This is a genomic window from Stenotrophomonas rhizophila (assembly GCF_003751305.1).
Classification (GTDB): domain Bacteria; phylum Pseudomonadota; class Gammaproteobacteria; order Xanthomonadales; family Xanthomonadaceae; genus Stenotrophomonas; species Stenotrophomonas rhizophila_B.
Genome location: NZ_RJKV01000001.1, coordinates 788,031 through 805,639, shown reverse-complemented (window position 1 = coordinate 805,639; position 17,609 = coordinate 788,031). Strand labels below are relative to the sequence as shown.

The window sequence follows — 17,609 nt, the reverse complement described above, 5'->3', positions numbered from 1 at the left end:
CCGTCAACCGCGCAGGATCTCGATCACCGGTGCGACCTGGTCGGCGCGATCAAGCTGCACACCGACGCTTTCCAATGCACCGGCCAGCGCTGCCGCATCATCATCGCGCAGCGTGGCATGGCCGACCTTGCGGCCGTCCCGCGCCTGCTTGCCATAGTCGTGCCAATGGCCGCTGGCCTGGCCGAGCACGGCCGCAGCATCGGGCATCTGGCCGATCCAGTTGAGCATGCAGGCATGGCCCAGCATGCGCGTGTCGCCCAGCGGCAGGCCGAGCACGGCGCGCAGGTGGTTCTCGAACTGCGAAGTCTCGCTGCCTTCGATGGTCCAGTGGCCGGAGTTGTGCACGCGCGGTGCCATCTCGTTGGCCAGCAGTTCGTCGCCGCGGCAGAACAACTCCAGCGCGAACACGCCCACGTAGTCCAGGCGCTCGGCCAGCGTACGTGCGTAGCCGATGGCCGCCTCGTGCTGGGCCGCCGACAGCTGTGCCGGGGCCAGACTGGCCGAGAGCACGCCGTTGACGTGCCAGTTGCCGGTGATCGGCCACGCGCGGAACTCGCCATCCTGCCCGCGGACCGCCACCACGCTGACCTCGCGATCAAAGGCGACGAAACCTTCCAGAATCAGCCCGGTCTTTTCGACATAACTGCCGAGCGTGTCCCAGGCCGCGTCGATGTCGGCGGCGCTGCGGATCCGGAACTGGCCCTTGCCGTCATACCCCAACCGGCGGGTCTTGACGATGCAGGGCATGCCGAACTCGGCGACCTTGGCCGCCAGTTCGTCGCGGCTGCGGATATCGGCGAAGGCCGGCAGCGGGATGCCCAGCGACTGGAACAGGGTCTTCTCGCTTAGCCGATCCTGGGCCACCGCCAGCGCATCCGGATTGGGATACACCGGCACGCGCTCGGCCAGGAACGTGGCGCTGCGCGCCGGCACGTTCTCGAAATCGAAGGTCACCACGTCCACGCGCGCGGCGAAGGCCGTCAGGGCCGCCTCATCCTCGAACGCGGCCACCTGCAGCGGTGCCACCTGGGCACCACAGGCATCGGCGGCCGGGTCGAACAGCTCGAAGCGCAGTCCCATCGGCGCACCGGCCAGGACCATCATGCGGGCGAGCTGACCGCCGCCCAGAATGCCAACGGTCCGGGTCATTGACGCGGGTCGTCGTGGGCCATGACATCTTCGGTCTGGCGGGCGCGGAAAGCCTCAAGTGCCTCACCAATCGCCGGCTGGTCCGAGGCCAGCATGGCCGCCGCGAACAGCGCCGCGTTGGAGGCGCCGGCGTTGCCGATGGCGAAGGTGGCGACCGGGATGCCCGCCGGCATCTGCACAATCGAGAGCAGCGAATCCATGCCGTTCAGCGCCTTGGACTGCACCGGCACGCCCAGCACCGGCACGGCGGTCTTGGCGGCGATCATGCCCGGCAGGTGCGCGGCCCCGCCGGCACCGGCGATGATCGCGCGCAGGCCACGCTGGCCCGCCTGCTCGGCGTAGGTGAACAGCACGTCCGGCGTGCGATGCGCCGAGACCACTTTCACTTCATAGGGAACGCCCAGCGAATCCAGCTTCTGGGCGGCGTGCTGCATGGTTTCCCAATCCGAGCGGGATCCCATGACGATGCCGACGAGCGGCGCGGTTTGGTTGAGGGTCATTGGCCGTCACCTGCCTTAAAGACGTATTCTAGCCGTCTTCCACGCAAGACGAAGAATCCATGGATCGCAAGCTGCTCGACCTCCTGTGCTCGCCCGATACGCGCCAGCCCCTGTCCCTGCTCGACGCCACCGGCCTGGACGCGCTCAACCGCGCGATCGGCAGCGGTGCCGTGCTCAAGGCCGATGGCAGCCCGCAGGCGCAGACGCTGCGCGAGGCCCTGCTGACCCGCGACCGCAAGCAGGTGTTCCGCGTGGACGACGGCATCCCGGTGCTGCTGGCCGAAGAGGCCATCGCCACCGCCCAGATCGCCGATTTCCCGGAAAAATGAGCCACCTTCCCGTGCCGGCCCCCGAGGCCGCCCTGGTGGCCGCCGATGTGGCCCGTGCGCTGGCCGAGGACATCGGCAGCGGTGATGTCACCGCCGCCCTGCTCCCGGACCGCCCCGACAGCGCCTACCTGCTGTGCAAGCAGGACGCGGTGATGGCCGGTCGCCCCTGGTTCGATGCGACGCACACAGCGCTCGATCCGGAGGTCAGGATCGAGTGGCGCGTGGCCGAGGGCGACCGCGTCGCCGCCGGCACCGTGCTGGCCCTGCTGCAGGGCCGCAACCGCAGCCTGGTGAGTGCCGAGCGGACCTCGTTGAACTTCCTGCAGACGCTGTCCGGCACGGCGACCACCACCGCGCAGTACGTCGCGGCCGTGGCCGGTACCGGCGCGCGGATCCTGGACACCCGCAAGACCCTGCCCGGCCTGCGCGTGGCACAGAAGTACGCGGTGCGCTGCGGCGGCGGCGACAACCATCGCCTGGGCTTGTTCGACACGGTGATGCTCAAGGAAAACCACATCCGCGCGGCCGGCTCGCTGACCGCTGCGGTCCTCGCGGCACGTGCGCAGTGGTCGGCGTTGCCGCTGGTGGTCGAGGTCGAAGACCTGGACCAGCTGCGCGAGGCGCTGGAGGTGGGCTGCACCCGCATCCTCATCGACGATTTCGACCCCGCCACGCGGCGCGAGGCCGTGCGCATCGCGGCCGGGCGGATTCCGCTGGAAGTGTCCGGCAGTGTCGGCCTGGACGGCCTGCGCGCGATCGCCGAGGACGGCGTGGACTGCATCTCCATCGGCGGACTGACCAAGCATGTGCAGGCAATCGACCTGTCGTTGAAACTGGGGCCGCCCCCGGGCTGACGCGCGCGTCGATCCATGATCGACGCCCAGCCGCACTTTCACGGTATGGGCAGATGCGGTCTGCGAGGCTGCGTCTGCCCCCACCTGGAATGCACGCATGCGCTGCCTGCCGCTTCTCGCCTGCCTGTCTCCCCTGCTCGCGCTGCTGCCGCTGCAGGCGTCCGCCGCCGAGGTCTGCGATGTGCCCCCGCGGTTCGGGCTGAGTCCGCTGGCCGTGGCCATCGTGCAGACCGCCTGCAACGAACACCGCCTCTGGTATCGGCCCTTCATCGACCGTGATGGCCGCGCAGCCAGCCTGAGTGTCACCGAAGCCGAAGACGTCCACCTTGCCGACAACGGCCTGGTGGCCTGGCAGCGCGTGGTCGGCTACTGGCGGCAGAGCGGCACGTTGTCGCCGATGGGCAGCCAGCCCGGTGCATCAAGCTGCATGGCCCCACCGGGCACGCGCTACACCGACACCGACTGTCGTGCGTTCCTGGTGGACAACCCGTGGTCGGCCGCCTTCATTTCCTGGGTGATGACCCGCGCCTCGGTGCCCGGCTTCACCCGTTCGCCCCGGCACATCGACTACATCCGCGCCGCGTACCAGAACAGCGGACCGTACCGGATGACCGACCCGGCGCAGGAGAAACCCGCGCCCGGCGACCTGCTGTGCTACCTGCGCGACCGGCGCGAGGCACTGAGCTACAGCGGGCTGGTGCAGTCGCTGGGCAGTGGTGCGGTGACGCATTGGAAGTCGCATTGCGAGGTGGTGATCGCGGCCAACATGGGCGGCGACCGCACGCTGTATCTGATCGGCGGCAATGTCATGAATACCGTGGCGTTGCGCAAACTGTCGCTGGACCGCAGCGGCCGGATCGAGCTGCCGCCCGCGAAGGCCAGCGCGGGCGATGGGGTGGATCTGGGCTGCACGCCGGGCCGCGAAGAGGAATGCAGCTTCAATCGCCAGGACTGGGCCGCGCTGCTGAAGCTGGTGGCGACCGCGCCGGCGACGATGCCGACGGATGCGCCCGTTCCGACCGGCATGCCGGTGCCCAATTCGATGACACCGCCCCCACCGCCATCGCGCACGCCGTGATGGCAGACGCACGGATGGCTTGATCCGCGCCGCATTCGTCGCCATCTTGGGGGGACCGACCTCCCTGACCGCGCCGAGTCACCGATGCCCAGTTTGATCCTGTTGATGATTGCCGGCGCGTTCGCCTACGCCTTCTGGAATTCCTCGCGTGCCGCCGCCGAGCGTGCCGGCGTGCTCGGGCGCAATGCCTGCCGCGCTGCCGATGTGCAGTGGCTGGACCAGAGCGTGCACGCCACCGGCCTGCGCGTGTGCCGCAAGGACAACGGCTGGCTGGGCTGGGAGCGCACCTTCAAGTTCGAGTACTCGCACGATGGCGTGGACCGCCACAGCGGGCGCATGGTGCTGCGCGGTGATCAGCTGATCACGTTCGTGGGGCCGTCGGCGGCACGGATCAGTGAGATCCGGCGCGATATCGATACAGGGGATGCCGAGGACGTCTAATGAAATGGCCGCCTTTGCGGCGGCCATGGTGACTCTTATTTGACCACCCGCAGATGCGGGCGACCACTGGGCTTGGGCGGAGCATCGTCCGGCGGGGTCGGTGAATCGTCCGGCGGCAGCTCATCGTCCGGACCCGGCTCATGGCCCGGGATGTCATCCGGCAGCGCCATGCCCTGCCCCGTCTCGCGGGCATACACAGCCAGCACGGCCGAGATCGGCACCTGAACCGGGTAGCTGGTGCCAGAGAAGCGGGCCGAGAAGCTCACGCTGTCATTGTCGATATGCAAGCGCACCACGGCGCGCTCGGCGATGTTCAGCACGACGCGGCCGTCCTTGACCGCGCTCTGCGGCACCTGCACGCCAGGCATGCCGGCGTCGACCAGGATATGCGGCGTCAGGTCGTTGTCATTGATCCATTCCACCAAGGCCCGCAACAGGTACGGACGGTGGCTGGTCATGCGAAAAGTGTCTTCAGTCATGTGGTAGAGCCGAGCCGTGCTCGGCTGCTCTTGATCCGGATTGCCTGATGCAAGTGTACGCGCCCGCCTACCCGCAGGTCAGCCATGGCGCGTACCGGCACCGCGATTTCGTTCAGTACACGGGTGCCGTATGCGGCACACGTCCCGCCGATCAGACCGGCAGATCGCGCAGTTTCTTTTCCTGGTCGGTCAGGCTGCGGATGAAGCCGGGGTGCCGGAAAATGCGGTTGCCATAGTCTTCGATCGACTTGCCATCCTTCGGCAGCGGCACGTCCAGTGCCTGCAGCCGCCAGATGATCGGTGCCATCGCGCAGTCAGCCAGGCTCATTTCCGGGTTGAGGAAGAACTTGCTGGCCTTGAACAGCGGCACCGCGCTGGTCAGCAGTTCCTTGAGCCGCTTGCGGCCCGCCTCGGCCTGGGTCTTGTTGCCCAGCTGGATGGCCTGCACCTGCGGTACCCAGTCGTGTTCGATGCGCAGCATCGCCAGGCGGATGCGGGCCCGCGAGAGCGGATCGACCGGCATCAATGGCGGGTGCGGATAGCGCTCGTCCAGGTATTCACTGACCACCGACGCCGCGTACAGCACCAGCTCGCGCTCCACCAGGGTGGGCACGGAATGGTACGGGTTGAGATCGATGAGATCTTCGGGCGGATTCTGCGGATCGACCGGCACCGAGTCATAGGTGACGCCCTTGGCCGCCAGTACCAGCCGCACGCGATGGCACAGCACATCGTCGTTCGAGGAAAACAGCGTCAGGGTATTCCGCATGCGTACGCTCGCCGCCATCAAAGGCTCTCCAACGTCCGGTAACCGCCGGTCGTATCGGCGCCGCCAGCCCATTGCCGACGGTCGTCACAGTACCCGAGTGTGCAACCGCACATCACAAAAGCCAATAGGGCGATGGTCCCACGCGTGGAACGATCGCCACTGGACGGCGCCCGACGGTTCAGTGGACGTCCTTCCAGTATTCCTTCTTGAGCAGATAGGCCAGGAAGGTCAGCAGCGCCAGGAACAGGATCACCCATACGCCCAGCTTCTGGCGTTTGAGCGCCGCCGGCTCGCCGGCGTACTCCAGGAAGTTGGTGATGTCGCGCACCGCCTGATCGTACTGGCCGGGATCCATGTTGCCCGGCTGCTCGATCTTCAGGCCGACCACCGGTGCATCCAGTCCCGGGCCCTCGGCCTTGCCGTGCACGGCATGCTGCAGGCCCTGCATCTCCCACAGGGGATTGGGCATGGAGGCATTCGGGAACACGGTGTTGTTCCAGCCCAGCGGCCGCGTGGGATCCAGGTAGAACGACTTGAGGTAGGTGTAGACCCAGTCGCTGCCCCGCACGCGCGAAATCAGGCTGAGGTCCGGCGGCATCTTGCCGAACCACTTCTCGGCCTGCGCCTTGGGCATCGTTACCGGGACCGGCTCACCCACCGGGGTGCCGGTGAAGTTGAGGTTGTTCATGACCTCCTCTTCGCTCAGCCCGAGATCGGCGGCCATGCGCGAGTACCGCAGGTATTTCAACGCGTGGCAGCCGGAGCAGTAGTTCATGTAGAGCTGTGCGCCGCGTTGCAGCGAGGCACGATCGCTCAGATCATTGCCGGCCTGCAGGGTCTTGGCGCCCTCGGCGGCATCGGCCACCGCGACACCAAGCATCAGCGCCGCCGCGCAGGCCAGCCGGACAATCCAGTGGTCAGTCATGCGTGGTCACCCGGTCCGGTACCGGCTTGGTCCTGTCCAGCTTGGTCCATAGCGGCATGGTGATGAAGAAGGCGAAATACAGGAAGGTCAGTACGCGCCCGATGTAGGTCTCGTGCGCATCCGTACCCGGGCCGGAGCCGATCACGCCCAGCCACACGAAGCACACCGCGAACATGCCCAGCAGGCCGCGCGAGAGCAGGCCGCGGTAGCGGTAGGACTTGACCCGTGCCCGGTCCAGCCACGGCACCAGGAACAGGATGGCGATCGCCGAGAACATCACGATCACGCCGCCGAGCTTGTTGGGCACCACGCGCAACATCGCGTAATACGGGGTGTAGTACCAGACCGGCTTGATGTGCTCGGGCGTGACCAGGCGGTTGGCCTCGGTGAAGTTGTCGTGCTCCAGGAACAACCCGCCGAAGGCCGGGGCGAAGAAGATGATGAAGGCGGCGATGATCAGCAGGAAGCCGGCGCCGACCGCATCCTTGAGCGTGTAGTACGGATGGAAGGGAATACCGTCGGTGGGCGCGGTGGCTGACCAGCGGTTGCCCTTGGGGCCCTTCTTGATCTCCACGCCGTCCGGGTTGTTGGAGCCCACTTCATGCAGTGCGCCCAGATGCAGCACCACCAGCAGCAACAGCACCAGCGGCAGTGCGATCACATGCAGCGCGAAGAAGCGGTTGAGGGTGGCGTCGCTGGGCAGGTAATCGCCCATGATCCATTCGGTCAGGCCGGTACCGATCACCGGGATCGCACCGAACAGCGAGATGATCACCTTGGCCCCCCAGAACGACATCTGGCCCCACGGCAGCACGTAGCCCATGAAGGCTTCGGCCATCAGTACCAGGTAGATCAGCATGCCGAGGATCCAGACCAGTTCGCGCGGCTTCTGGTAACTGCCGTAGAGCAGGCCGCGGAACATGTGCAGGTAGACCACGATGAAGAACAGCGAGGCACCGGTGGAGTGCATGTAGCGGATCAGCCAGCCCCACTCCACGTCCCGCATGATGTATTCGATGGAGGCGAACGCTTCGGCCGCGTTCGTCTTGTAGTGCATCGTCAGGAAGATGCCGGTGACGATCTGGTTGACCAGGATCAGCAGCGCCAGCGAGCCGAAGTAGTACCAGATGTTGAAGTTCTTCGGCGCGTAATACTCGCTGACGTGCTTGCGGTACACCGGCATCAGCCCCGGCGCGCGGGCGTTGACCCAGTCGGCCAGGCCGGTGGCGGTGCGGGAAAGGATATTGGCCATGATCAAGCCGCCCCCTGCGGATCAACGCCGATGATGATGGTGTTGTCGTCCTGGTAATGGTGCGGCGGCACCAGCAGGTTGATCGGTGCCGGAACATCCTTGAACACGCGACCGGACATATCGAAGCGCGACTTGTGGCAGGGGCAGAAATAGCCGCCCTTCCACTGCGGGTCGTAGGGCTCGGGGCGGATCTCGGCGACCATTTCCGGCGAACAGCCCAGATGGGTGCACAGCCCGACCAGCACCGAGACCTCGGCCTTGATCGAACGGAATTCGGGATTCTGCTTGAGCACGTACTCAGGCTGCTGCTCTTTCTCGCCCGATTCGGGATCCTTCAGCCGGCCGTCCAGCCCGTGCAGCGCGTCGAGGATGGCCTTGGAGCGCTTGACGATCCAGATCGGCTGTCCACGCCACTCCATGACCAGACGCTGGCCTTCCTGGAGCGCACTGATGTCGGCAATCACCGGGGCACCGGCCAGTTTGGCGCGGGCGCTGGGATTCCAGGACTTGATGAACGGTACCGCTGCAAATCCGACGCCGACCGCTCCGACCACCGCAGTGGTTGCTGAAAGGAATCGTCGACGTCCAGCATTGACTGGATCGTTTACCCCATCGTTGGCCATCCGGCACTCCGATATTGATTTAGGTAGCTTGAGGCTGCCAGTAGACCGGTGGGGGCCAGTCCACATTGAATCAGCCGCGAGTGTAGCTGAACCGAAGTCGGCCACACAACGCGGTACTACGGAACGACATTACCCCGACAGTACGGCATCAGGTACTCCCGGCGCCATCGGTTATTGCTGGGTGGCGACCGCACTTCGATAGCGGTCGGCCAACACGGCCACCCGCTTCACGTAATACTGGGTCTCGCTGTAAGGGGGCACGCCGCCATGGCGGGCTACCGCGCCCTCGCCCGCGTTGTAGCCCGCGGCGGCGAGGGTCAGGTCGCCATTGAAGCGCTTGAGCAGCCAGGACAGGTACTGCACGCCACCCCGGATGTTCTGCGAAGCATCATAGGAATCACTGACCCCGAAGCGACGCGCGGTGGGCGGCATCAGCTGCATCAGGCCCTGCGCGCCGGCCCGGCTGAGCGCCAACGGGTTGTAGGCGGACTCGGCATGGATGATCGCGCGCACGATCGCTTCTTCCACCCCGAACTCCCGGGCGGCCGCGGCGATCTCGCTCTGGTAGGCCGTGGTATTGAGGCGGACCGAGCCGAAGTTGACCGAAGGATTCGCGCCGCAGGCGTAGCAGCGTTCGATGAAGGTGTAGTGGATGGTGCGGACCTGGCCCAGGCTCGCCATCTGGGCAGGCCGCGCGCTGGTGTAGTGACGCACCCCGTCCTTCATATAGGAATAGAGCTGCCCGCTGCGCACCTGCCCTGCCTTGCCCGCCGCGGGGGCCGGAGCGGACGGTGCGGTCAATACGGTGGCCGGGGCGGGAACAGGCGCGGGGGTGATTGCGGTCGCCGCCGTGGCGGTGTCGGCCCGGGCCGGGGTGGGTGCAGGGGTGACGGTGGCGACCGGGGCTGGCACGGGCGGCGCAGACAGGGCCCGACGGGGCGCGCTGCGGTCGGGCCGGTAGCTGCTGATCACGCTGCAGCTGGCCCCGCCCACGCGCTTGCTCACATAGCTGGGAATGCCGTCGGCGCCAACACACTTGTACAGCGTGCCCGCACTGGCCGGCATAGCGGTCAGCGCAGCCAAGGCCAGCGCAGCGATCCCCAACATCCCCTTCATGAGCGGGAGTGTCCCCAATTCGTGGGGGATTGCCAAGGGGGGAGCCCGACCCGGCTACAATGCCGTGCTCACCGCAGCCATCCGGCTGCCTGCCCGCCCACCCGACTGGAATAAGCGCCATGACCGGGACGCCAGCTTCGACCGCGCCGATTTCGGCCGGTTCTGCCTTGCCTGCCTCCGCTCCGCCCAGCTCCGCCCCGCGCCCCGACCTGCTCCCCCTGCCCGGCGCCAAGCCGCAGATGACCGGCCCGGTACGCGGCAAGCTGTACATCAAGACCCACGGTTGCCAGATGAACGAGTACGACTCGACCAAGATGGCCGACGTGCTCGCCGCCTCCGAAGGGCTGGAACTCACCGACGACCCGGCCGAGGCCGATGTGTTGCTGATGAACACCTGCTCGATCCGCGAGAAGGCGCAGGAGAAGGTGTTCAGCCAGCTCGGTTACTGGAAAGCGCTCAAGAACAACGGCCGCGGGGTCATCATCGGCGTCGGCGGCTGCGTGGCCTCGCAGGAAGGCGAGGCGATCATCAAGCGCGCGCCGCACGTGGATCTGGTGTTCGGCCCGCAGACCCTGCACCGCCTGCCGGAGCTGATCCGCCAGCGCCGTGAATCGGGCAAATCGCAGGTGGACATCAGCTTCCCGGAAATCGAGAAGTTCGACGCCCTGCCCGAGCCGCGCGCCGAGGGTGCCTCCGCGTTCGTCTCGATCATGGAAGGCTGCTCGAAGTACTGCTCGTTCTGTGTGGTGCCCTACACCCGCGGCACCGAAGTCAGCCGCCCGTTCGAGGACGTGGTGGTGGAGGTGGCGCAGCTGGCCGCCCAGGGCGTGCTGGAGATCAACCTGCTCGGCCAGAACGTCAACGCCTACCGCGGCCCGTATGGCGACGGCGAGTTCGCCGACCTCGGGCTGCTGATCCGGACCATCGCCGAGATCGACGGCGTCGGCCGGATCCGCTTCACCACCTCGCACCCGCTGGAGTTCAGCGATTCGCTGATCGATGCCTACCGCGATGTGCCGCAGCTGGCCAACTTCCTGCACCTGCCCGTGCAGGCGGGCAGCGACCGCGTGCTCTCGGCGATGAAGCGTGGCTACACCGCGCTGGAATTCAAATCCAAGATCCGCAAGCTGCGCGCGGTGCGCCCGGACATCTCGATCAGCTCGGATTTCATCGTCGGTTTCCCCGGCGAGACCGACGCCGAGTTCGAGAAGACCATGAAGCTGATCGAGGACGTAGGCTTCGACCAGAGCTTCTCCTTCATCTATTCACGGCGCCCGGGCACGCCCGCTGCCGATCTGGAAGACACCACCACCGATGCGGAAAAGCACGCACGCTTGTCGCGCCTGCAGGCCCGGATCAACGAGCAGGCTGCAGCCATCTCGGAAAAGATGGTCGGCACCGTGCAGACCGTGCTGGTGGAAGGCCCGTCCAAGCGCAACCCGAACGAGCTGACCGGCAAGAGCGAGAACATGCGCTCGGTCAATTTCCCCGGGCACCCGCGTTTGATCGGCCAGTTCGTGGATGTGGTGATCACCGAGGCGTACAGCAACTCGCTGCGCGCGCGGATGGTGACGGCAGACTGAGCGCGATGGCCGGACCACGGTGCGGCCATCGTTGACGATTTTTTGACCACGCAATTAAACCCATTGCCGCAGTAGGGCTGGCGCCGCCTATCCACAGGTTGCTGCACCGGCATTGCACAGCCCCTGTGGAAAACCACTTTCCGCCGGTGCTGTAGCGGCAGCCCCACTCCCGCGCTACCCTGTTCTCCCTTTCCCTGCTTGCGGCCCGGTCGGCTGGACCGGCGGCCGCCGGACGCAATGACCGCACTCGCACAACGCGACTTCACCCTCACCCCGGAAGACAACGAGCGCCTGGCCAACATGGCCGGTCCGTTCGATGAACATCTCCGCCAGGTGGAACTCAAACTCGGCGTGGAAATCGCCAACCGTGGCCACGTGTTCCGCGTGACCGGCCCCAAGGCCGTGGTGGCCGATGCGCAGGCCCTGATCGAAGCGCTGTACGCCGAAGCCGGCGACGTGGTGTTCGACAGCCATGCCATCCATCTGCGGCTGAACCAGGCCAACGTGGAGCATGTGGTCGAGCGCGCCTACGAGGCCCAGGAAGTGGCGATCAAGGTCAAGCGCGGCACCGTGCGCGGCCGCGGCGCCAACCAGGCCCGCTACCTGCACCAGATCACCACGCACGACATCAACTTCGGCATCGGCCCGGCCGGCACCGGCAAGACCTTCCTGGCCGTGGCCAGTGCGGTGGAAGCGCTCAATGAAGCGCGCGTGCAGCGCCTGATCCTGGTCCGCCCGGCGGTGGAAGCCGGCGAGAAGCTGGGCTTCCTGCCCGGCGATCTGAGCCAGAAAGTGGACCCGTATCTGCGGCCGCTGTACGACGCGCTGTACGAAATGCTCGGCGTGGAGAAGGTGCTCAAGCTGCTGGAGAAGAACGTCATCGAGATCGCGCCGCTGGCCTACATGCGCGGCCGCACGCTCAACGATGCGTACGTGATCCTGGACGAAGCGCAGAACACCACGGTCGAGCAGATGAAGATGTTCCTGACCCGCCTGGGCTTCGGCTCCACGGCCGTGGTGACCGGCGACCTCACCCAGACCGATCTGCCCAAGCACGTGAAGTCCGGCCTGCGCGATGCGATCGATGTGCTGCGTGATGTCGAGGGCGTGAGCTTCACCTTCTTCGAAGCACGGGACGTGGTCCGTCACCCGCTGGTGGCCCGCATCGTCAGCGCCTACGACCGCCGCGATCTGCAGCAGGTCCAACCCGGAGCGACCCCATGACCCGTGGTCCCGTGCGACTGGACGTCGCCATCAGCTACGCCTTGCCCCGCGCCGGGCTGCCCTCGGCGGTGAGCTTCCGCAAGTGGGTGGCCGCCGCCCTGAAGGGCCGCATCCGCGAGGCCGACCTGGCGATCCGTCTGGTCGATGCCAAGGAAGGCCAGTCGTTGAACCGGCATTACCGCGGCAAGGATTACGCGACCAACGTGCTCAGCTTCCCGGCCGAACTGCCGGAGGGCCTGCCCAAGGGCGTGAAGTTCCCGCTGCTGGGCGATCTGGTGATCTGCGCCCCGGTGGTCGCCCGCGAGGCGGACGAACAGGGCAAGGCACTCAACGCGCACTACGCGCACCTGACCGTGCACGGCGTGCTGCACCTGCTCGGCTGGGACCATGAAGACGAGAAGGAAGCCGATGCCATGGAACAGCTGGAGCGCGACATCCTGGCCGAACTGGGCATTGCCGATCCGTACGCCGGCGAGCGCTGAGCGTTGCCTCGCTACCTGTGTTGATTGCCCTGCCATACAAGGACGTATGCCGTCATGCCGATTCCTGATCGTCGTTCCGCACTGGGTGCCGTGCTGCTTGCAGTGTCCTGGGTAGGGCTGCTGTACGCCGCGATCGGAGCCCCGGGGCTCACCGCACTGACGCCGGCCGGCCGCGACCCTGGCGCACTGCAGCTGGGCATGCTTGGGCTGTCGGCCGTCATCGCAGCGCTGTCGTTGGCGCCCGCGCGAAGCTGGTGGGCGGCGCGGCAGCTGCGCGCGCCCCTGTCTGCGGCGTGGGCCGGACGTCTGGCCGGCCTGGCCGCCGGGGTGTTCGTCGTGGGCATGCTGACCTGCGTGGTGGCCGGCCTGATCCTGCCTCGTCTGCTGGCCGGTCCTGCCGAAGCGACCTTGAGCCTTGCCGGACTGCGCGTGGTGATCTGGTCAGGGCTGGCGGCCGCCCTGGTCGCGCCGCTGGGCTGGCGCACGCTGTATCGCTGGTTCGGCCGCGATGGCGTCGCGCCGGGACAGTCGTCGACCTTCCGCGCACGGCCGGTGCAGGTGGCGCTGCTGTTTGTTCTTGCCGCGTCGTTCGCCCTGATCTTCGGGCGCGCGCTGATGGCCGAGACCGCCAACGGTCCGGGCGCGATCCATCTGGGCACTGCCGCGTTGGTGCTGTTCGCGGCGGGGATCGCCGCGGTCACCTTCCTCCCCACGCTGCGCTGGCTGCTGCGCCGCCGGTGACGCCCTGCCACGGCCGACCGGCGCCCGCTATGATCGTCACCGTGTCCGTGCGCTGCACGCCCCCGTTGATGGATCTGCTTCGATGACCCCGTTGCGACTTGCCTGCCTTGGCCTGCTGGGCCTGCTGCCCGCCCCTGCGTTTGCCGACGCCCCTGCCCGCCCGCTGGATCTGACCGCCCTGATCGAATGCCGCCAGAGCGTTGGTGATTACGATGCGGTCGCCCCGGTGGTGGCGGACCCGCTCAAGGCGGTCGCCAACGGCCTGCAGCCGCTGCCGCAGACCAACCCGTTCATGACCGAGTTCCGCCTGGCGGCCCCGATCACGGTGTTCGGCGAGCGCGCCGAGTACATCGCGGTGGCCGGGGCCAGCATCATGGCGATCCTGGATCTGGCCGACCCCCGTCCCTTGGCCAAGCGCCTGGCGTTGGAGGACGGCGTGGATACCCCGGAGAAGTTCATGGCCGGGCGCGAGCTGGTCAGCCGCGACGTCACCGACCCGCGCACCGGCGAGGCCTTGATCGAATCAGTGATCCTGAGCCTGTCCACGGTGAAGACCCACCCAGGCAAGACCCTGGCCGGCTGCACCTACAGCCTGGACCTGCCACCGGAGGAAGACACCCCGCCGCCGGGCGCCGCACCGGCCCCCTTGCCGGGCGTGAATCCACCCTCGGCTGGGCGCTGACAGGCGCCCGCATCCTGATAGACTAAATCCAACGCCCGGCACGCCGGGTGCCTTTTTTTCCAGAGATGTCTGAAGACGACAGTAGTAGCTCCACCCAGGAGCACAATGAAAAGAAGCGCAGCTGGCTCGAACGCCTGACCGCTGCCTTCTCCGGCGAACCCCACACCCGCGACGAGCTGGTGGCGGTCCTGCACACCGCGCACGAAGACGGCCTCATTGCCGCTGACACGCTGCGGATGATGGAAGGCGCCATTTCGGTGGCCGAGCTCACCGTCGGCGACGTGATGATCTCGCGCTCGCAGATGGTCTCCCTGCCGGTCGAAGCCCCCTTCCTTGAACTGATGAAGCAGGTGGTCGAATCCGGCCATTCGCGCTTCCCGGTGCACGGCGACAACAAAGACGACATCCTCGGCATCCTGCTGGCCAAGGACCTGCTGCGCGGCGTGGTCGCCGACAACGGGCCGGCCAACATCCGTGAGCTGCTGCGCCCGGCGGTACTGATCCCCGAGGCCAAGAAGCTCAACGTGCTGCTCAAGGAGTTCCGCCTCTCGCGCAACCACATGGCCATCGTGGTCGATGAGTACGGCGGTGTCGCCGGCCTGGTCACCATCGAAGACGTGCTGGAACAGATCGTCGGCGAGATCGACGACGAGCACGACGAGGCGGAGGACCACACCTCGCAGATCGCGATCCAGGCCGACGGCCAGTACGTGGTCGATGCGTTGACCGCGATCGAGGATTTCAACGAGCGCTTCGGTGCCACGTTCCCCGACGACGATTACGACACCATCGGTGGCCTGGTCACCGAAGCGATCGGGCACCTGCCGGAAACCGGCGACGAACTCACCCTGGACCGCTTCGTGTTCCGGGTGGCGCGTGCCGATGCCCGCCGTGTGCAGGCGTTCCATGTGACCGTGCTGCCGCCCGACACCCACAACGAGGATTGACCCACGCCATGCGGCCCCCTTTGAATCGGTGGTCGCTGTGCCGCCTGTTGTTCGTGTTGTCGCTGCTTGCGATGGCCAGCCTGCCCTTCGGGGCGCTGGCGCAGGATGCAGCGCCCGCTGTTGATGCGTCCACGTCCACCGTCGCCGATGCACCGCGCATTGGCGTCGTCACCATGCAGCCGGGCGAGATCTTCTTCGAGCGCTTCGGGCATGACGCGCTGGTGGTGGTTGATCCGGTCACCGGCGACGCCACCTCCTACAACTTCGGTTACTTCGACCCGAGCGAGCCCGATTTCATCGGCAATTTCGTGCGCGGCGACATGATGTATTACCTGGTCGCGCTGCCGCTCGGGCAGGACCTGTCGTACTACCAGGAGAGCGGCCGCGGTGCGAGCGTGCAGTGGCTGGACCTGACGCCCGCGCAGGCCCGCACCCTGGCCGCGTCACTGGCCGAGCGCGCCAGGCCCGAGAACGCGCGTTACCACTACGATTACTACACCGCCAACTGCGCCACCATGGTCCGCGATGCGATCGATGGTGCCCTCGGCGGCGGGCTGCATTCGCAGCTGTCCGGGCGCTCGCGCGGCAACACCTACCGCAGTGAATCGGTACGCCTGGCCTCGCCGTCGCCGTGGATGTGGCTGGGCTTCGATATCGGTCTGGGCCCGTTCGCCGACCAGCCGCTGTCGCGCTGGCAGGAAGCCTTCGTGCCGATGCGCTTGGCCGATGCGCTGCGCCAGGTGCGCAACAGCGAAGGCCGCCCGCTGGTGCAGGCCGAGCAGGAACTGCTGCCGCACCGGATCGCCCCGGAGCCAACCGAGTCCCCGCGCAGCTGGTGGCCGTGGCTGCTGTGCGGCCTGATCGCCGCTGCGGGTGTGGTTGCACTGCGCCGCCGACGCCGCCTGCTGGGTGGCCTGGCACTGCCGTTCTGGCTGTTCTGCGGCATTGGTGGCGCCCTGCTGACCTACCTGTGGGGCTTCAGTGCGCACCAGGCTGCCTGGGCCAATCGCAACCTGCTGCAGCTCTCGCCGCTGTGCCTGCTGCTCGTTCCCGCTGCGATCACCCTGCTGCGCGGCCGCGCGCCGCGCGCGTGGTTCCGGATCGTGCTGTGGGCGGTCGCCGGCGTGTCGCTGCTAGGGCTGGTGCTGCATTGGCTCACGCTGCAGGCGCAGTACAACCTGCAGTGGATCGTGCTGTTGCTGCCCATCCACGTGGCGCTGGCCTGGGTGCTGGGCCGCCGTGACCTGCCCGTCACGGGCCGCTGACGCACGATGCCCGCCATGGATACCGTCACACCTGAAAACCCTGCCTGCGTCATCAACTGCGTTCACTACGATGACCAGGGCAAGCGCCACGACATCAGCCTGGATGCGATCAGCGATGTGATCGCCAGCGACAACGGCTTCGTCTGGGTAGGACTCTACGAGCCGCAGGACAGCGTGCTGCTGAAGCTGCAGGAAGAATTCGGCCTGCATTCACTGGCCATCGAAGACGCACGCAACGCCCATCAACGGCCCAAGGTCGAGGCCTACGGCAACTCGCTGTTCGTGGTGGTGACCACCGCGCAGATGGTGGACGAGCGCATCCAGTACGGCGAGACGCACGCCTTCCTCGGGCCGCGCTTCCTGGTCACGGTACGCCATGGCGCATCGTTGTCCTATGCTGCCCCGCGCGCGCGCGTGGAGCGCGAGCCGGAGCTGCTGCGCACGATGGGGCCGTCGTACTGCCTGTATGCGGTGCTGGATTTCGTGGTCGACAATTACCTGCCGATCACCCAGCGCTACCGCGACACGCTGGAGCTGCTGGAGAAGGACATCTTCTCGGACAACTACAAGCGCCACACCGTGGTGCGGCTGTACGAGCTCAAGCGCGAACTCAACAAGATGCGCATGGCGGTCGCGCCACTGCAGGACATGCTCTCGCAGATCAAGCGCTACCAGGGCGACCTGGTGCCGGACGAAGTGAAGCTGTACCTGCGCGATGTGCACGACCATGTCGTGCGGATCAGCGATGTGATCGATACCCTGCGCGAGATGCTGGGCACCGCGCTGAGCGTGAACCTGTCGCTGGTGACCCTGGCCCAGGGCGAAACGGTGAAGCGGCTGGGTGCCTGGGCGGCGCTGCTGGCCGCCCCGACCTTGATCACCAGCTGGTACGGCATGAACTTCACCCACATGCCCGAGCTGGACAAGCCGTGGGCTTACCCGGCGATGATCATCGGCGTGGGTGCGGTGTGCGTGGGACTGTACCGTTTGTTCAAGCGCGCGCGCTGGCTGTAGGTGTAGGTAGGCGACCGTTGGTCGCTACGGTGGTGACCGTTGCTCGCTACGGCGGGCGACCACTGGCCACGACGGTGGGTAGTGCCGGCCGTTGGCCGGCTCCTCCGGTGGCATGACTCTCATCTGGTGTTCGCGGCCGTCCGGGGCATGGGCGTG

20 protein-coding genes are annotated in these 17,609 nt (G+C 66.8%); 12 read left to right on the top strand and 8 right to left on the bottom strand.

Translation table 11 applies throughout. From position 1 onward, the window contains the following. Positions 1-3: 3 nt before the first annotated feature. Both EDF74_RS03720 and purE read right to left on the bottom strand, forming a co-directional pair. Positions 4-1,149, bottom strand: a complete 1,146-nt coding sequence (locus tag EDF74_RS03720; RefSeq protein WP_123728843.1) for a 5-(carboxyamino)imidazole ribonucleotide synthase — start codon at positions 1,147-1,149, stop codon at positions 4-6. Then, the gene (purE, locus tag EDF74_RS03715; protein WP_019186188.1) at positions 1,146-1,649 is read right to left on the bottom strand and encodes a 5-(carboxyamino)imidazole ribonucleotide mutase; all 504 of its coding nucleotides are present in this window, start codon (positions 1,647-1,649) and stop codon (positions 1,146-1,148) included. The genes EDF74_RS03720 and purE overlap by 4 nt, the downstream gene beginning before the upstream one ends. 59 nt (positions 1,650-1,708) lie before the next feature. Here purE and EDF74_RS03710 point away from each other — a divergent pair, with 59 nt between their 5' ends. The 4 genes from EDF74_RS03710 to EDF74_RS03695 all read left to right on the top strand — a co-directional run bounded on the left by EDF74_RS03710 (position 1,709) and on the right by EDF74_RS03695 (position 4,351). Continuing rightward, a complete protein-coding gene (locus tag EDF74_RS03710) occupies positions 1,709-1,978 on the top strand; it encodes a Trm112 family protein (RefSeq protein ID WP_019186189.1) in 270 nt (89 codons plus the stop codon). Further along, positions 1,975-2,832: a carboxylating nicotinate-nucleotide diphosphorylase gene (gene nadC, locus EDF74_RS03705; protein WP_123728842.1), complete on the top strand. Its 858-nt coding sequence runs from the start codon at positions 1,975-1,977 to the stop codon at positions 2,830-2,832. Before EDF74_RS03710 ends, nadC begins: the two co-directional genes overlap by 4 nt. Positions 2,833-2,929: 97 nt before the next feature. Then, the gene (locus EDF74_RS03700) at positions 2,930-3,910 is read left to right on the top strand and encodes a DUF2272 domain-containing protein (protein WP_123728841.1); all 981 of its coding nucleotides are present in this window, start codon (positions 2,930-2,932) and stop codon (positions 3,908-3,910) included. An 84-nt stretch (positions 3,911-3,994) separates the two neighbouring features. Then, positions 3,995-4,351, top strand: coding sequence for a DUF3301 domain-containing protein (locus tag EDF74_RS03695; RefSeq protein ID WP_123728840.1), 357 nt, complete (start codon positions 3,995-3,997; stop codon positions 4,349-4,351). 35 nt (positions 4,352-4,386) lie between these two features. Here EDF74_RS03695 and EDF74_RS03690 read toward each other — a convergent pair whose 3' ends face one another. The 6 genes from EDF74_RS03690 to EDF74_RS03665 form a co-directional block, all read right to left on the bottom strand. Next, positions 4,387-4,830, bottom strand: a complete 444-nt coding sequence (locus EDF74_RS03690; protein ID WP_088433018.1) for a ClpXP protease specificity-enhancing factor — start codon at positions 4,828-4,830, stop codon at positions 4,387-4,389. A 151-nt stretch (positions 4,831-4,981) separates the two neighbouring features. Further along, a complete protein-coding gene (locus EDF74_RS03685) occupies positions 4,982-5,617 on the bottom strand; it encodes a glutathione S-transferase N-terminal domain-containing protein (protein ID WP_019186262.1) in 636 nt (211 codons plus the stop codon). Positions 5,618-5,777: 160 nt separating this feature from the next. Beyond that, positions 5,778-6,479: a cytochrome c1 gene (locus tag EDF74_RS03680; protein ID WP_428999143.1), complete on the bottom strand. Its 702-nt coding sequence runs from the start codon at positions 6,477-6,479 to the stop codon at positions 5,778-5,780. Between the two features lie 37 nt (positions 6,480-6,516). Next, a complete protein-coding gene (locus EDF74_RS03675) occupies positions 6,517-7,776 on the bottom strand; it encodes a cytochrome b (protein WP_123728838.1) in 1,260 nt (419 codons plus the stop codon). Positions 7,777-7,778: 2 nt separating this feature from the next. After that, positions 7,779-8,399, bottom strand: coding sequence for a ubiquinol-cytochrome c reductase iron-sulfur subunit (gene petA / locus EDF74_RS03670; RefSeq protein ID WP_123728837.1), 621 nt, complete (start codon positions 8,397-8,399; stop codon positions 7,779-7,781). 171 nt (positions 8,400-8,570) lie between these two features. Next, the gene (locus tag EDF74_RS03665) at positions 8,571-9,515 is read right to left on the bottom strand and encodes a lytic transglycosylase domain-containing protein (RefSeq protein WP_123728836.1); all 945 of its coding nucleotides are present in this window, start codon (positions 9,513-9,515) and stop codon (positions 8,571-8,573) included. Positions 9,516-9,634: 119 nt separating this feature from the next. Between EDF74_RS03665 and miaB the strand changes: the two genes are divergently transcribed. The 8 genes from miaB to EDF74_RS03625 all read left to right on the top strand — a co-directional run bounded on the left by miaB (position 9,635) and on the right by EDF74_RS03625 (position 17,453). After that, positions 9,635-11,098 (top strand): tRNA (N6-isopentenyl adenosine(37)-C2)-methylthiotransferase MiaB, encoded by a 1,464-nt coding sequence (miaB, locus tag EDF74_RS03660; protein ID WP_123728835.1) that lies wholly within the window; start codon positions 9,635-9,637, stop codon positions 11,096-11,098. Positions 11,099-11,335: 237 nt separating this feature from the next. Next, the gene (locus tag EDF74_RS03655; RefSeq protein WP_088433024.1) at positions 11,336-12,322 is read left to right on the top strand and encodes a PhoH family protein; all 987 of its coding nucleotides are present in this window, start codon (positions 11,336-11,338) and stop codon (positions 12,320-12,322) included. Next, complete coding sequence (ybeY, locus tag EDF74_RS03650) at positions 12,319-12,804, top strand: rRNA maturation RNase YbeY (RefSeq protein ID WP_121041647.1); 486 nt, start codon at positions 12,319-12,321, stop codon at positions 12,802-12,804. Before EDF74_RS03655 ends, ybeY begins: the two co-directional genes overlap by 4 nt. A 54-nt stretch (positions 12,805-12,858) precedes the next feature. Beyond that, positions 12,859-13,545, top strand: a complete 687-nt coding sequence (locus EDF74_RS03645; RefSeq protein ID WP_123728834.1) for a hypothetical protein — start codon at positions 12,859-12,861, stop codon at positions 13,543-13,545. A gap of 82 nt (positions 13,546-13,627) precedes the next feature. Further along, the gene (locus EDF74_RS03640; RefSeq protein WP_123728833.1) at positions 13,628-14,227 is read left to right on the top strand and encodes a hypothetical protein; all 600 of its coding nucleotides are present in this window, start codon (positions 13,628-13,630) and stop codon (positions 14,225-14,227) included. A gap of 65 nt (positions 14,228-14,292) precedes the next feature. Next, a complete protein-coding gene (locus EDF74_RS03635) occupies positions 14,293-15,174 on the top strand; it encodes an HlyC/CorC family transporter (RefSeq protein WP_123728832.1) in 882 nt (293 codons plus the stop codon). Between the two features lie 8 nt (positions 15,175-15,182). Beyond that, positions 15,183-16,439 (top strand): DUF4105 domain-containing protein, encoded by a 1,257-nt coding sequence (locus tag EDF74_RS03630; RefSeq protein ID WP_123728831.1) that lies wholly within the window; start codon positions 15,183-15,185, stop codon positions 16,437-16,439. A 15-nt stretch (positions 16,440-16,454) separates the two neighbouring features. Then, the gene (locus EDF74_RS03625) at positions 16,455-17,453 is read left to right on the top strand and encodes a magnesium and cobalt transport protein CorA (protein ID WP_123728830.1); all 999 of its coding nucleotides are present in this window, start codon (positions 16,455-16,457) and stop codon (positions 17,451-17,453) included. Positions 17,454-17,609: the final 156 nt, after the last annotated feature.

Coding starts and splice junctions, on each gene's coding strand:
- EDF74_RS03625 (WP_123728830.1), top strand. CDS start 16,455: ATGGATACCGTCACACCTGAAAACCCTGCCTGCGTCATCAACTGCGTT.
- EDF74_RS03645 (WP_123728834.1), top strand. CDS start 12,859: ATGCCGATTCCTGATCGTCGTTCCGCACTGGGTGCCGTGCTGCTTGCA.
- EDF74_RS03695 (WP_123728840.1), top strand. CDS start 3,995: ATGCCCAGTTTGATCCTGTTGATGATTGCCGGCGCGTTCGCCTACGCC.
- EDF74_RS03655 (WP_088433024.1), top strand. CDS start 11,336: ATGACCGCACTCGCACAACGCGACTTCACCCTCACCCCGGAAGACAAC.
- EDF74_RS03665 (WP_123728836.1), bottom strand. CDS start 9,515: ATGAAGGGGATGTTGGGGATCGCTGCGCTGGCCTTGGCTGCGCTGACC.
- EDF74_RS03680 (WP_428999143.1), bottom strand. CDS start 6,479: ATGCTTGGTGTCGCGGTGGCCGATGCCGCCGAGGGCGCCAAGACCCTG.
- petA (WP_123728837.1), bottom strand. CDS start 8,399: ATGGCCAACGATGGGGTAAACGATCCAGTCAATGCTGGACGTCGACGA.
- EDF74_RS03630 (WP_123728831.1), top strand. CDS start 15,183: ATGCGGCCCCCTTTGAATCGGTGGTCGCTGTGCCGCCTGTTGTTCGTG.
- EDF74_RS03640 (WP_123728833.1), top strand. CDS start 13,628: ATGACCCCGTTGCGACTTGCCTGCCTTGGCCTGCTGGGCCTGCTGCCC.
- EDF74_RS03635 (WP_123728832.1), top strand. CDS start 14,293: ATGTCTGAAGACGACAGTAGTAGCTCCACCCAGGAGCACAATGAAAAG.
- ybeY (WP_121041647.1), top strand. CDS start 12,319: ATGACCCGTGGTCCCGTGCGACTGGACGTCGCCATCAGCTACGCCTTG.
- EDF74_RS03690 (WP_088433018.1), bottom strand. CDS start 4,830: ATGACTGAAGACACTTTTCGCATGACCAGCCACCGTCCGTACCTGTTG.
- purE (WP_019186188.1), bottom strand. CDS start 1,649: ATGACCCTCAACCAAACCGCGCCGCTCGTCGGCATCGTCATGGGATCC.
- EDF74_RS03700 (WP_123728841.1), top strand. CDS start 2,930: ATGCGCTGCCTGCCGCTTCTCGCCTGCCTGTCTCCCCTGCTCGCGCTG.
- EDF74_RS03675 (WP_123728838.1), bottom strand. CDS start 7,776: ATGGCCAATATCCTTTCCCGCACCGCCACCGGCCTGGCCGACTGGGTC.
- EDF74_RS03710 (WP_019186189.1), top strand. CDS start 1,709: ATGGATCGCAAGCTGCTCGACCTCCTGTGCTCGCCCGATACGCGCCAG.
- EDF74_RS03720 (WP_123728843.1), bottom strand. CDS start 1,149: ATGACCCGGACCGTTGGCATTCTGGGCGGCGGTCAGCTCGCCCGCATG.
- miaB (WP_123728835.1), top strand. CDS start 9,635: ATGACCGGGACGCCAGCTTCGACCGCGCCGATTTCGGCCGGTTCTGCC.
- EDF74_RS03685 (WP_019186262.1), bottom strand. CDS start 5,617: ATGGCGGCGAGCGTACGCATGCGGAATACCCTGACGCTGTTTTCCTCG.
- nadC (WP_123728842.1), top strand. CDS start 1,975: ATGAGCCACCTTCCCGTGCCGGCCCCCGAGGCCGCCCTGGTGGCCGCC.